The organism is Microbacterium sp. NC79, from assembly GCF_019061125.1.
GTDB lineage: Bacteria > Actinomycetota > Actinomycetes > Actinomycetales > Microbacteriaceae > Microbacterium.
Map to the genome: position 1 here is coordinate 311,204 of NZ_JAHQYI010000002.1, position 13,281 is coordinate 324,484.

Consider the following 13,281-nt stretch of genomic DNA (forward strand, 5'->3'; position numbering starts at 1 on the left):
CAGGTTCCGGAACCAGAAACTAGTCGCGACGGCTTCGTGCGTCTGTCAGGCGTTGCGTCGAAATGAGCCCCGGAAGACCGCGAGAATCGGGGGCCAGGAAGATCAGCACAACGGCGGCGAGGCCGAACGCGGTCTGCAGTTGACCGCCGATGAGCGGCACGTAGTCCACAGCGATCCATCCGACGACGCCACCGGCAAGACGGAGCACGCGAGCGAACACGAGCGGTACACGGGCGTCGACGTACCGCAGCATCACAGCGAAATCACCGACCGATTGTCCTGTGGCGAGCGTTACCGCGCTCCAGATCACAACGGCGGTGATGGTTCCGACCGCCGCTGGCCACTCGCCCACCGTGGTGACACCAGCGAGTGCCGAGTACACGAGTGCGACGCCCACCGTCACGCTCACCGAAACCATCCAGAATCCGGCGGCATCACACAGCATGGCGAGCAGGCGACGGCCGCGCGTAACGGGGCGCGGCGCATCAGCTGGCGTGCTGGCGGCACCGGTACGAATCCGCACCGGAACCATGAGCGCGACAACCGAACCGACAAGCGCACCGAGGGTGTTCGACATCAGATCAACCACGTCGAATACGCGATAGGCGCAGTGATAGAGCCCCCATACGCCGGTCACCTGGGTGAGTTCAATCAGCAGGGAGATGCCAAGGCCGGCGAGACCCGCGACCAGGATTCCGCGCCCACCGAGCACCCGAAGGAAGAAGCCGAGCGGAACAAACAGCGCGATATTGAAGACAAGTTGCAGCAAGAACATGCTGGTCAGCGGGCTGCCAGTGGCGAGGGCCGCGTTGATGTCGTCGATAAAGGCAAGCGGATTGAGGTTCACCCCGACACAGGCAAAATCGTCGCTCTGCGGTAGCGGGATGAGCGTGTAAGTCCAGATTGCCCAGCCGTAGACGGCAGCGGCAATCCACAGGAGTGCCCGACCCCAGGTCAGCCTGCCACGGCGGCGATAGCTCATCGCGACAAACGGCACGAACAGCGCCACGCAGACGACCGCGCCCAGTGCGACCGCGAGAAGGGCGTTGTAGATCTGGGTCGTCATTGGACGGGCCGAGTCATTCGAATTAGTAACTTTCGGGATTCAGGCCGAGGCCCGGGTGAATAAGGGAGGTCGGGCCCGCAACCATAAGGTCACGGGCCCGACCGCTCTGAGCGGAATATGGCTATTAGAAGCCTTCGGTCAGCTCATCCATACGACCGTCGTTGTAGTACTCAACGAAGTTCTTGGCGATGATCGATGTGGCGTCACCGAGGGTTCCGAGCGGTGCAACCAACCAGCCGCCGTTCTCTTCAACGGCGATCAGATCGACATCGGCGATACCGAGCTTGGACAGCACCGGAATGTCGTCGAGGCACATCGTCTCGCCGTAGCCGCCCTCAGGCGTGAAGCAGAGACCCTCGATCGTGCCGAATTCACTGATGCCGAGCTCGTCGATCGTGATGCGACCCTTGCCGTCGACGACCTCAGATGAGAAGTCGGTCGGGTTAAACTGCGGACCACCGGAAAGGTCACCGTCGAGCATCGGACCGTAGATCGACAGGACGCGGCGCTCCGGCAGCGACAACGACTTCGTGATCTCGGTGAGGTCGCCCGAGGCGATCGCGTCGGTCAGGCCGACTGCCGCGTCTTCAGGCGACGTGTACTTGGTGGGCTCGAGCACCTTGTCGCCGAGGCTCGGCAGCGAGTCATCCCACTGCGCCGAGGCCTGGTACGCCGCGTCAGCAAACGTCATCAGTGCACTCACGTACCACTGACCGTCTTCCTTCACCGAAACCACGGACAGGTCGGAGCCCGATTCCTCACGGAAGTCAGCGGCCGTGAAGGTCTGCGGGAAGTCCATCTCTTCGATGGCCTCGGCGCGCTGGGCCTCGACCATCTCGTCGATCTCAGACTCGGTGTAACCGAGGCTTTCGTACTGACCGCGCGTGGACGACTCGGTGAGTTCCATCATGAGATCAGCGACCTTTTCTTCGTCTCCGTCGATCGTGATCGTCCACTCGGTGAGCGCGACACGCACGATCTCGTCGGCGATGGGCTCCTCGGTCATCTCGACGTCGGTGATCTCGATCTGCATCGCGTTCTGCAGATCCTTCATGATCTCGTCGTAGGAGCGAGCGTCACCCTCACCCTTAATCTTGGAGAGCTCAGCAAACGTGTCAGCGAACAGCTTGGCCTCGCTCGGCGCGATGGCACCCAACGACCCCATAACGTCGGCCGACTTGGCCGAGTCAAACAGACCCGTGACGGCTGCCTGCGGCGAACCAGCGCCACCAGAACCGCCAAAGCCACCGCTCAGCGCGACAGCACCGATGGTTCCGCCGCCAATAACCAGTACGGCACCAGCCGCGATGCCCACGATGAGGCCGGTCTTCTTTTTCGGTGCCGCGGGTGCGGAACCATAGCCCTGGGTATAGCCGGGCTGCTGGCCGTATCCAGCGGGCGCACTCGGCTGCATGCCAAACTGAGGCTGAGTCGGCTGCTGGCCGTACCCAGGCTGAGTCGGCTGCGCACCAAACTGCGGCTGAGTCGGCGGCTGTCCGTACCCTGGCTGCTGCGGCTGACCCGGGTACTGCGGCTGCGCGGGCGCGGCCAGTTGTTGCTGCGGGTATGCGGGCTGCGCCGTCTGCCCCGGAACCACGGGCTGCTGCGGCTGGGCGGGTGCGGCTGGCTGCTGCGGAGCGGCTGGCTGCTGCGGAGCAGCCGCCTGCATGCGCGCCACCTGCTGGCCTGCCCAATCGCGCAGGGCCGGATAGCAGTTCGGGTGCTGGGCAATTTGCGCAGCGAACTCCGGGTGCGAACCCGCGATCTCGGCAAGTTGTGCGGCAGTCGTGTTCGGGTCATTCAAAAGAATGCGTGGATCGTTCACAGTGTCCCCCTCTGTGTGGTGTATCAGTGCTGACTCTATGGGAAGGTGCGTTCGCTTCGCCGTGAGGTGCCTCACAAGAGCATGACAGATTGCTGAGCGAGCCCGCATGCGGGCGGGCGCACATCTCTACAACAATTGTGCGGGGCGGGCGTGGGAGGATCAATAGATCATGTCTGTAGCTCCGATCCTTGACCCGTCCGCCCTTCGAACCGGCGGCGAGGTATCGGACGACGCCATCTATGAGGCGTTCGTCACGTGGGTCGAACAGACCGGCATCTCGCTTTACCCGGCACAGGATGAAGCCGCCATCGAGCTGATGAGCGGCAACAACGTGATTCTGTCGACGCCAACCGGTACCGGTAAGTCACTTGTCGCGATTGCCGCGCACTTCACCGCGCTGGCTCGCGGTCAGCGCACGTTCTACACGGCACCGATCAAGGCTCTGGTGAGCGAGAAGTTTTTCGCACTCGTCGATATTTTTGGTGCCGAGAACGTCGGCATGGTGACCGGCGACGCTTCGGTCAACGGGGATGCCCCGATCATCTGCTGTACGGCCGAAATCCTCGCGAATATTGCGCTGCGCGGTGGCGAAGACGCCCCGGTGAGTCAGGTCGTGATGGACGAGTTCCACTTCTACGGCGACCCTGACCGCGGGTGGGCGTGGCAGGTTCCGCTACTCACTCTCCCCCAGGCACAGTTCTTGTTGCTCTCGGCGACCCTCGGTGACGTCACCGAACTTGCCGCCGACCTCACCAAACGCACGGGACGAGAGACGGCAGAGGTCACGGGTGTCGAGCGCCCCGTTCCGTTGCACTACTTCTATGAGACGACGCCGATCCACGAGACGATTGAAGATCTTCTCCAGACCAACCAGGCACCGGTCTACGTCGTGCACTTCGCGCAGGCTGCCGCGATGGAACGAGCCCAGGCACTCTCGTCGGCGAAAATCGCGACCCGCGAGCAACGCGACGAAATTGCGGCCCTCATCGGAGGGTTCCGTTTCACCACAGCCTTCGGCAAGACCCTCGGTCGCCTGCTTCGGCTCGGCATCGGCGTGCACCATGCCGGCATGCTGCCCAAGTATCGGCGCCTTGTTGAGCAGCTCGCGCAGCGCGGATTGCTCCGCGTGATTTGCGGAACCGACACCCTCGGCGTCGGCATCAACGTGCCGATTCGCACGGTACTGCTCACCGCACTCACAAAGTTTGACGGCACCCGCATGCGTCAACTGAACGCCCGCGAGTTTCATCAGATCGCGGGGCGCGCAGGCCGTGCAGGCTATGACACAGCAGGCACCGTCGTGGCTCAGGCCCCGGAGCATGAGACCGAAAACGCGGCGATGCTGAAGAAGGCTGGCGACGATCCGAAGAAGCAAAAAAAGATTGTGCGTAAAAAGGCCCCTGCGGGCTTTGTTTCGTGGGGCGACCCGTCGTTCCAGAAGCTGATTGCGAGCGAGCCGGAACCATTGACCTCGCATATGCAGATGACGGCGGGCATGCTGCTGAACATCTTGGCGCGCGGCGATGGAGCGCTTGACACCGTGCGCGACCTCGTATTCAACAACCACGAGTCCCGCAAGCGCCAGTTTGAGCTGGCCCGTCGTGCGCTCGGCATTTACCGCACGCTGCGTGATGCGGGTGTCGTCGAAGTTGTCGACGGGCACGTGCGGTTGCGCGTTGATGTGCAGGCAAACTTTGCGCTCAACCAGCCGCTCTCGCCGTACGCCCTTGCGATGTTCTCGGTGATGAGCCCCGACGACCCTGGCTACGCGCTCGACATGATTTCGGTCATGGAGGCGACGCTCGATGACCCGCGCGCAGTGCTGAGCCAGCAGGAGTTCTTGGCTCGCGGCGAGGCGATCGGGGCGATGAAGGCCGAAGGTATCGAATATGACGAGCGCATGGAGCTTGTCGAGCAGGTGACGTATCCCAAGCCGCTCGAAGAGATTCTGGCCGCCACGTTCGAGACGTTCGCCGCCGCACAGCCGTGGATTCGTGATTTCGAGGTTCGCCCCAAATCGGTCGTGCGTGACATGTACGAGCGGGCGATGAGCTTCGGCGAGTACGTCGCTTTCTACAAGATCGCTCGCTCCGAGGGCGTTGTGCTGCGCTACCTTTCTGACGCGTATCGGGCCGCCCGCCAAACCATTCCCGACGAGCTCAAGACTGACGAGTTACACGACCTCATCGAATGGCTCGGGGAGCTCGTGCGCCAGGTCGACTCGTCTCTGCTCGACGAGTGGGAAGAGCTCGTCTCTGGCGTGGAGAACACGGCAGACGACGTCGTGATTCCGCCCGCACCGCGCCGCCTCACGACAAACACTCGGGCGTTCCGTGTGCTGGTACGCAACGAATTGTTCCGCCGCGTGCAGTTGGCGGCTCGCGAAGACGTGGATGCGCTCGCCGAGCTTGACCCGAAAATCGGGGCGGATGGCTGGGACGACATGCTCGACGGATACTTCGCCGAACACGATGAGATTCTCACCGACGCCGATGCGCGTTCCGCGTCGATGCTGGTGTTGAGCAATACCGACACCCGCGTGTGGTCCGTGCGTCAGATCTTTCATGACCCGGCCGGCGATCATGACTGGGGGTTTACCGCGACCGTCGACCTCGACGCGTCGGACGAGGCGGGTATTGCGGTGATCGATGTGGTGTCAGTCGGTCAGCTCTAGGCTTCGCCGCGCGTTCATCACCGGCACGCAGACAACGCACATGCGAGCGCGCACAATGGACGCATGGGACTTTTTCAATCACGTCCGGAGCAACCGCAAGACTGGGGCGGCCTGCCCGCTGAGCCCTACGACCCGCAGTTCGACACCGCCCGACTCGATGATGCCCCCGACATTTCATCCATGCCCGTGAGCGGCCTCCTCGGCACAACCGGAACGGTCACCATTGCGTTCGCTGTGGAGCCGGCTGAACCAGTGGAACCGGCGGAACCAAGTGCGCCTGCGGGCGACGGAGAGTAGCGTCTCGGAGTTCCTCCCCAGATCGGCTTTTCGCTGCGCCATCCCCAAAACATGAGTGCGTCCGCTGCGACCAACCGCGCTTCACAAGAGTGGTCGTATGAAACGACACGCTTTCGTCATTGTGACGGCGCTCATCATCGGAATCACCCTGTCGGCATGCGGCCCGGTACCAGCGCATGTTGACGACGAGATTGCAAATATCGGACGCGGGATCAGCAGACTGTTCGACAAGAACATCGATTCTTAACGTTGGCCGCAAAAACGAGCCACTCTTAACTCGAATTTTGGGGTTGCGCTTCTCATCCTTCGCGCATGCTGGATATACATAACCGGCCAGGAGCAGATTTCCCGGCCCGTGACCACGCCGGTCACGTCACATCGATGACGATGAGAATTCGAGGAAACATCATGATGGTTAGCACCGAAACCTTTGACGCTGACGCTCTGGACTTCGCGGAAATCCCCGCATGGTACGACCGTCACCCTTCCCAGGCTGAGGGCGCAGACTTCTAAGTCACCCCAGCTCTAAGGAAAACGCCAGCACCCCACGGTGCTGGCGTTTTGCCGTTCCCCCGCGCTTACCAGGGGTGGGGTTTGTAGTCTTTGAGGAAGACGCCGTAGAGGTCTTCGCCTGCCTCGCCGCGCACGATCGGGTCGTAAACGCGGGCGGCGCCATCGACCAGGTCGAGGGGTGCGTGAAAGCCCTCTTCTGCGAGGCGCAGCTTCGTGTAGTGCGGGCGCTCGTCGGTGATCCAGCCGGTGTCAACAGCCGTCATCAAGATGTTGTCGGCCTCGAACATTTCACCTGCGCTGGTGCGGGTGAGCATGTTGAGCGCGGCCTTGGCCATATTGGTGTGCGGGTGACCAGGGCCCTTGTAGCGGCGGGCGAACTGCCCCTCCATGGCCGACACGTTCACGATGTACGCGCGACCGGCCTCGACCGACGCCATCGACGGGCGCAAGCGGTTGATCAGGATGAACGGTGCCGTGGTGTTGCACAGTTGCACTTCGAGCATCTCGAGCGGGTCGATATTGCCGACGTTCTGCACCCACGAGTTGGAGTGTTCCTTGTCGGGCACGAGGCCACCGGCATCGATCGCAGTGCCATCGCGGTGCTTCTCGATGGACGCGGCACCAGCCGCCATCGACAACCGTGTCAACTCTTCCGCCGTGATCGCCGGCGCACCAACAGCAACGGTTCCGCCCAGCGCAGCCACCGACAACAGCGGGTTCTCGGCAACCGAAGCCTCGAGTGCGTGCGGGTGCGGGTCGGCGGTGTGGCCGAACGTTTCCATTTCGGGCAGCGGGCCGTCGGGCAGCGGCTGCAACTCGGCGTCAACGAGCAGCGAGTACGAACCGGGTGAGCGGCGCACAGTTTGCGCCGCGTTGTTGATCAGAATGTCGAGCGGGCCCTGAGCTGCGACCGAGTCGGCGAGCGAAATCACCTGGGCGGGGTCACGCAGGTCGATACCAACGATGCGCAGACGGTGCAGCCAATCGGCCGAGTCTTCCAACGCTTGGAAGCGTCGCACGGCGTCGCGCGGGAAGCGCGTCGTAATCGTCAAGTGCGCGCCGTCGCGCAGCAGGCGAAGCGCAATGTGCATGCCGATCTTCGCGCGACCACCGGTGAGCAGCGCACGCTTGCCTGTGAGGTCAGTGCGGGCGTCACGCTTGCGGTGGCTGGAGGCCGCGCAGTCGGGGCACAACTGGTGATAAAACGCATCAACGCGCGTAAACGGCTGCTTGCAGATGTAGCAGTTCTGCGGCTTCAGCAACTCGCCCGCGATCGGCGCTTCGATCGACGTGGTCAGCGTAATACCGCGGGTCTCATCGTCGATGCGGTCGGGCGCACCCGTCGCCGTGTTCGCAATAACGGCGGCATCGGCCGCGCGCGCCGCAAACTTACGGATATTGCGGCGAGTCTCGCGAATGTCTTTGACCATGTCGCTCGTCGCCCGGCGCACCGTGATGTGGTCGGGGTGGTCAGCCTCGAGAAACTGCACCTGGTTCAGCACCTTCAGCGCGATCTGAAGCTCGGCCGGGTCGATTCCGGCAAACGTGCCATCCAACACAGCGGCGATAGCGGCCTGCTTGGAGTCCTCAGGAGAATCGGCGACGGAACCATCACCCGCGGGGGTCTGCACAGGTGCGGAATCAGCGGGGTCGATTGGGGAGTCATCGTGCGAGGTCACTTATCGATCTTAGGTCTCTTCGCTGAGAGTCACTCCTGGTGCATATCGGCGCGCGTTGCGACGCTCGCCACGCGCCATTTGTGCGAGAGGAGCGCGCCACAAATAGCCCCGGTGATTCATGCATCTGGGCAGTTTTTCTGTGCACAATCTTATGCTAGCTTAGGCAAGCCTTACCAACATCTGATCAAGATTCTTTGGCGAGGATTCCTCTTCCGCTATCCGAAGGACCGCTCATGCGCACTTCACGCCTCGCTCCCCTGAGCCTGGTCGCCGTCCTGGCACTCACCCTCACCGCTTGCGCCACTTCTGCCGCGCCCAACACTCAAAACGCACCCGATGGTTCCGCCGCGATCGGCGCCAATCCCGCATCAGCCGATGCCTTCCCGGTGACGATCGAGCACGTGTACGGCACCACGACGATCACCGAAAAGCCCGAGCGCATCGCGACGGTCGCGTGGGCGAACCACGAGGTTCCGCTCGCGCTCGACGTTGTGCCCGTCGGCATGAGCAAGGCGACATGGGGCGATGACGACGGCGACGGTGTGCTGCCGTGGGTAGAAGACAAGCTCGAAGAGCTCGGCGCCGAGACACCAGTGCTGTTTGACGAAACCGATGGCATTCCGTTCGACGAGATCGCCGCCACCGAGCCCGACGTGATTCTGGCGTCGTACTCGGGCCTCAGCGAAGATGACTACAAGACGCTCTCGAAGATCGCCCCGGTGGTGGCGTATCCCGACGTCGCGTGGGGCACGACCTACCAACAGATGATCGAAATGAACGCGACCGCCATCGGCCTGGCCGACGAGGGCGAGAAGCTCATCGCCGACCTCGAGAAGACCACGGCCGACGCCCTCACTGCCGAGCCTGCGCTCGCCGAGGCATCCGTGATGTTCTCGTACCTCGACCTCACCGATCTCAGCAAGATCAGCTTCTACACCACCCACGACACGCGCCCGAGCTTCCTCGCTGACCTCGGGGTGGCGCAGCCCGCCATCATCGAGGAGAAGTCGAAGAACACCACGGACTTCTTCGTCGAGGTGAGCGCAGAAGAGGCCGAGCTGTTCAACGACGTCGACGTTTTCGTGACGTACGGCGATGAGACCACCGTCGCGACGCTGCAGGCTGACCCGCTGCTGTCGAAGATTCCCGCAATCGCCGCCGGCCGCGTGGCCGTGCTGCCGAATGCGACGCCGCTCGCGGCTTCGGCCAACCCGTCGCCGCTGTCGATCGGGTGGGGTATCACCGACTACTTCGCCATCCTCGCGGACGCCGCCGCGAAGTGACCAACACCCTCGTCGCACCGATGTCGAGCACCGCCACTATGCGGCGCTCGACATCGGTGCGCACCCTCTGGTTGCTCGCCAGCGTCGGCGCCCTCGCCGTGCTCGCTGGCCTGTCCGTGGCATTCGGCGTGCGGGTGGTGACGGTTGATGAGGTGCTGCGTGCGCTGAGCGGAACCGGTGACGGCGTTGCCGAGGCTGCGGTGCAGCAGCGCATCCCGCGCACCGTTCTGGCCATCCTCGTCGGTGCCGCACTCGCCGTCTCCGGCACCGCCATGCAGGCGGTCACTCGCAACCCGATCGCTGACCCGGGCATTCTCGGCGTCACCCATGGCGCTTCGCTCGCGGTCGTGATCGGTATCGCGTTCGTCGGTATCACCCACCCGATCGCGTACATCGGTTTCGCGATCGTGGGAGCGACCGGCGCCGCCATCTTGGTGTACGCCATCGGATCTCTCGGCCGTGGCGGCGCGACTCCCCTCAAGCTCGCGTTGGCTGGCGCCGCCACGACGGCGGCATTCGGTAGTCTCATCGGCGCCATCATGTTGCCGCGCGTTGACCTGCTGCAGAATTACCAGTCGTGGCAGATCGGCGGGGTGGGTGGCGCCAGCTGGGAAAAGATCGCCCTCCTCACCCCCGTGCTCGCCGTCGGCGCCGCGATCTGCCTGCTCAGCGCCCGCGGCATGAACTCGCTCGCACTCGGCGATGACCTCGCCGCCGGGCTCGGCGAAAACGTCGCCCGCACCCGCCTCATCTCGGCGCTCGGCGCGGTTATTCTCGCGGGTGCCGCAACCGCCATCGCCGGCCCCATCGGCTTCGTCGGACTCGTCATTCCCCACTTCTGCCGCCTGCTCGTCGGCACCGATCACCGCTGGCTGGTTCCGTTCGCCGCCGTCACCGGGGCCGCCCTCCTCGTCGGCGCCGACGTGCTCGGCCGCGTCATCGCACGACCTGGCGAAATCGAGGTGGGCATTGTCGCCGCCGTGTTCGGCGCCCCGTTCTTTATCTGGATTGTTCGTCGCCAGCGCGTGCGGGAGCTGTCATGACTGTGATTTCTGGTTTCGGAACCACGACTACCGCCGGACGCACAGCTCTGGCCGCCCAGGTGCGCGCGAGCCGCCGCTCCCGCGAGCGCCAACGACTTGTCGTAAGCCTGGTGTTGGCCGCACTCGTGGTCGCCGTGTTTGTGGTGAGCCTCATGATTGGCAAGCAGTTCTACTCCCCGGCCGAGGTGATGCGTGTGCTTCTCGGCGAGCAGGTTCCGGGTGCCTCGTTCACGGTCGGCGAACTACGTTTGCCTCGATCGGTGACCGCGATCTTGGCGGGTGCCGCGTTTGGCGTCGCGGGCGTCACATTTCAGACGCTGCTGCGTAACCCGCTCGCCTCTCCCGAGATCATCGGCATCGCACCGGGCGCCTCGGCGACGGCTGTGATCGGGATCGTGGCTCTCAGATGGAGCGACTCCGCCGTCTCTCTTCTCGCCCTGGGCGGTGCGGTCCTCACGGCGGGCGCGCTCTACCTGCTGTCTAACAAGGGCGGGTTCGCTGGGGCCCGCCTCATTCTGATGGGTATCGGTCTGGCGGCGATGCTCAACAGTGTGGTCTCCTATCTCCTATCCCGGGCGGGCGAGCGTGACATTCAAGAGGCCATGCGGTGGCTCACCGGCTCCCTCAACGGAGCATCGTGGGAGCGCGTGTGGCCACTCGCGCTCGCATGGGCGCTCGTGATCATTCCGCTCGTCTTCACCGCCCGCGGTCTCACGTTGCTGTCGTTGGGTGACGACTCGGCCGCGAGCCTCGGCGTACGCCTCAACATCACGCGGGTCGCGCTGATCGCGGGCGCCGTGGTGTTGCTCGCGTTCGCGACAGCCACAACCGGGCCGATCGCATTCGTCGCATTCATGGCGGGGCCTATCGCCGCACGACTCGTGCGCCCCGGCAGCTCGCTCTTGATTCCGTCTGCCCTCGTCGGGGCGTTGCTCGTGATCACCGCTGACCTGATCGGCCAGTTCGCGTTCGACGCTCGCCTGCCCGTCGGCGTCATTACGGGAGTGGTGGGCGCGCCTTATCTGATTTGGCTTCTCATTCGCACCAACCGATCCGGAGGATCACTATGACCGGCGTGCACCAGCTCTCGGCCGAGGCGCTCTCGCTCGCCTACGGCGATCGCACCATCGTCAATGACCTCGACGTGACGATCACTCCCGGCGCGATCACGTCGATCGTGGGCGCCAACGGATGCGGCAAATCGACCCTGCTGCGGGCGCTCTCTCGCCTCCTCACCCCGGCCGCTGGTTCCGTAGTTCTGGATGGCCAGTCCATTCACGCTCGCCCGACGAAGGAGGTGGCGCGGGTGCTGGGGCTATTGCCGCAGAGTCCCGTTTCTCCGGAGGGAATCGTGGTCGCCGATCTGGTTGGCCGCGGGCGTCACCCGCACCAAAAGGCCCTCGCCCGTTGGAGCGAACACGACTACGCCGTCGTCGCCGATGCGCTCGAAGCGACCGGCATTGCCGAGCTTGCCGAGCGGTCGGTCGATGAGCTCTCCGGCGGCCAGCGGCAGCGGGTGTGGATCGCGATGGCGCTCGCGCAGGAGACTGACATTCTGCTACTTGATGAGCCCACGACGTTTCTCGACGTCGCCCATCAGATTGACGTGCTTGATCTGCTCACCGACCTCTGCCGCGAGCGCGGTACCACGATCGTGATGGTGCTGCACGACCTGAATCTTGCCGCGCGCTACTCCGATGTACTGATCGCCATGAAAGACGGGCAGATCATCGCACACGGAACCTCGACTGACGTATTGACGTCGGCGACCGTTGAGCACGTGTTTGGCATTGCAAATCACATCACCATCGACCCGGTTTCGGGCACGCCGATGGTTACCCCGAAGGGAAGACATCATGTCCGTTGAAACCACCCGCACCGAATCCCGCCCGTTGAGCGAGCACAGTGACCCAAAACGCGACGAAAGCATCGACGTTCCTCCGTTCGTCGTCGCGCGGGTCACCGTCGCCGCCGTCATTCCCCTGTCTCCGAGCTTCGTGCGTGTCACGTTTGCCGGCGAAGACCTCCGCGAATTCGCAACGCCCGGCGCGGTGTTCGACCTGCGGATCAAGCTGATCTTTCCGCCCGCGAGTGGCGTGCTTCCCCGCATCTCGGCAGCAGACGGCTGGTACCAGGGCTGGGTGGCGCTGCCAGAGCACGAGCGGGGTTCGATGCGCACGTACTCGATCCGCGATATTCGCGTTGTGGACGGTGAGACCGAGATCGATGTCGACTTTGTGCTGCACCTGCAGCCGGGCCTCACCGGCCCCGCGTCAACGTGGGCGTCGCAGGCGCGGGTGGGTCAGGAACTCGTGATCGCCGGACCGCGCCGCGGGCGGGATTGGGGAGGCATTGAGTTTTCCCCGGCCGCTGCACCGAGCGTCGTGCTCGCTGGCGACGAAACGGCCGCCCCGGCGATCGCGCGCATCATCGAAGACTCCCCCGCATTGCGCGGTGTCGCCTTTATTGAGGTTCCATCGGCCGCCGACGTATTGCCAATCGCTACACCCGCCGGGTTCACGGTGCGCTGGTTCGCTCGCGCACACGGCGAGGCGCACGGCACCCTCCTCATTCCTGCGGTGCTCGACTACCTCGGCACGGAATCTGCCGAGGTTGAGATTCAGGATGTCGAGACAGAGGAGCTGCTGTGGGAGACCCCCGCCTACTCGGGTCTGGGCGAACAACTCGCCGCTGGCGCTTCCGCCACCCACCCCACCCACGCAACCGATGGTTCCGCCGCCGCCCCTGGTTCCGTACCCGAAAAACGGTACTTCTGGATCGCGGGTGAATCCGGCGTCGTCACGACCCTCCGCCGTCACCTCGTGAAGGATCTCGGCATCGATCGCACACAGGTCGCGTTCATGGGGTACTGGCGTCGCGGCGTCGCAATGCGCGGCTAGA

11 protein-coding genes are annotated in these 13,281 nt (G+C 63.9%); 8 read left to right on the forward strand and 3 right to left on the reverse strand.

The features are described from left to right. Positions 1 to 19: 19 nt before the first annotated feature. Positions 20 to 1,066 carry a VanZ family protein gene (locus tag KTJ77_RS11740; RefSeq protein WP_217338722.1) on the reverse strand — a complete coding sequence of 349 codons (1,047 nt, stop codon included), beginning with the start codon at positions 1,064 to 1,066 and terminating at the stop codon, positions 20 to 22. A gap of 124 nt (positions 1,067 to 1,190) precedes the next feature. Continuing rightward, complete coding sequence (locus KTJ77_RS11745; RefSeq protein WP_217338723.1) at positions 1,191 to 2,891, reverse strand: hypothetical protein; 1,701 nt, start codon at positions 2,889 to 2,891, stop codon at positions 1,191 to 1,193. A gap of 169 nt (positions 2,892 to 3,060) precedes the next feature. On the opposite strand from KTJ77_RS11745, the gene KTJ77_RS11750 reads away from it, so the two are divergent. From KTJ77_RS11750 to KTJ77_RS11760, 3 genes are all read left to right on the forward strand, one after another. After that, a complete protein-coding gene (locus KTJ77_RS11750) occupies positions 3,061 to 5,565 on the forward strand; it encodes an RNA helicase (protein WP_217338724.1) in 2,505 nt (834 codons plus the stop codon). Positions 5,566 to 5,628: 63 nt separating this feature from the next. Next, a complete protein-coding gene (locus KTJ77_RS11755; protein WP_217338725.1) occupies positions 5,629 to 5,862 on the forward strand; it encodes a hypothetical protein in 234 nt (77 codons plus the stop codon). A 97-nt stretch (positions 5,863 to 5,959) separates the two neighbouring features. Beyond that, a complete protein-coding gene (locus tag KTJ77_RS11760; protein ID WP_217338726.1) occupies positions 5,960 to 6,109 on the forward strand; it encodes a hypothetical protein in 150 nt (49 codons plus the stop codon). Between the two features lie 331 nt (positions 6,110 to 6,440). Here KTJ77_RS11760 and KTJ77_RS11765 read toward each other — a convergent pair whose 3' ends face one another. Then, positions 6,441 to 7,943: an SDR family oxidoreductase gene (locus tag KTJ77_RS11765; protein WP_217338876.1), complete on the reverse strand. Its 1,503-nt coding sequence runs from the start codon at positions 7,941 to 7,943 to the stop codon at positions 6,441 to 6,443. A 344-nt stretch (positions 7,944 to 8,287) separates the two neighbouring features. Between KTJ77_RS11765 and KTJ77_RS11770 the strand changes: the two genes are divergently transcribed. From KTJ77_RS11770 to KTJ77_RS11790, 5 genes are read left to right on the forward strand one after another with little or no spacing between them, the layout of a single operon-like run. After that, the gene (locus KTJ77_RS11770; protein ID WP_217338727.1) at positions 8,288 to 9,337 is read left to right on the forward strand and encodes an iron-siderophore ABC transporter substrate-binding protein; all 1,050 of its coding nucleotides are present in this window, start codon (positions 8,288 to 8,290) and stop codon (positions 9,335 to 9,337) included. 20 nt (positions 9,338 to 9,357) lie between these two features. Further along, a complete protein-coding gene (locus tag KTJ77_RS11775) occupies positions 9,358 to 10,380 on the forward strand; it encodes an iron ABC transporter permease (RefSeq protein ID WP_217338728.1) in 1,023 nt (340 codons plus the stop codon). Continuing rightward, entirely contained in the window at positions 10,377 to 11,450 is a 1,074-nt protein-coding gene (locus tag KTJ77_RS11780) for an iron chelate uptake ABC transporter family permease subunit (RefSeq protein WP_217338729.1), read from the forward strand. Before KTJ77_RS11775 ends, KTJ77_RS11780 begins: the two co-directional genes overlap by 4 nt. Continuing rightward, positions 11,447 to 12,247 (forward strand): ABC transporter ATP-binding protein, encoded by an 801-nt coding sequence (locus tag KTJ77_RS11785; protein WP_217338730.1) that lies wholly within the window; start codon positions 11,447 to 11,449, stop codon positions 12,245 to 12,247. Before KTJ77_RS11780 ends, KTJ77_RS11785 begins: the two co-directional genes overlap by 4 nt. Next, positions 12,237 to 13,280, forward strand: coding sequence for a siderophore-interacting protein (locus tag KTJ77_RS11790; protein WP_217338731.1), 1,044 nt, complete (start codon positions 12,237 to 12,239; stop codon positions 13,278 to 13,280). The genes KTJ77_RS11785 and KTJ77_RS11790 overlap by 11 nt, the downstream gene beginning before the upstream one ends. Position 13,281: the final 1 nt, after the last annotated feature.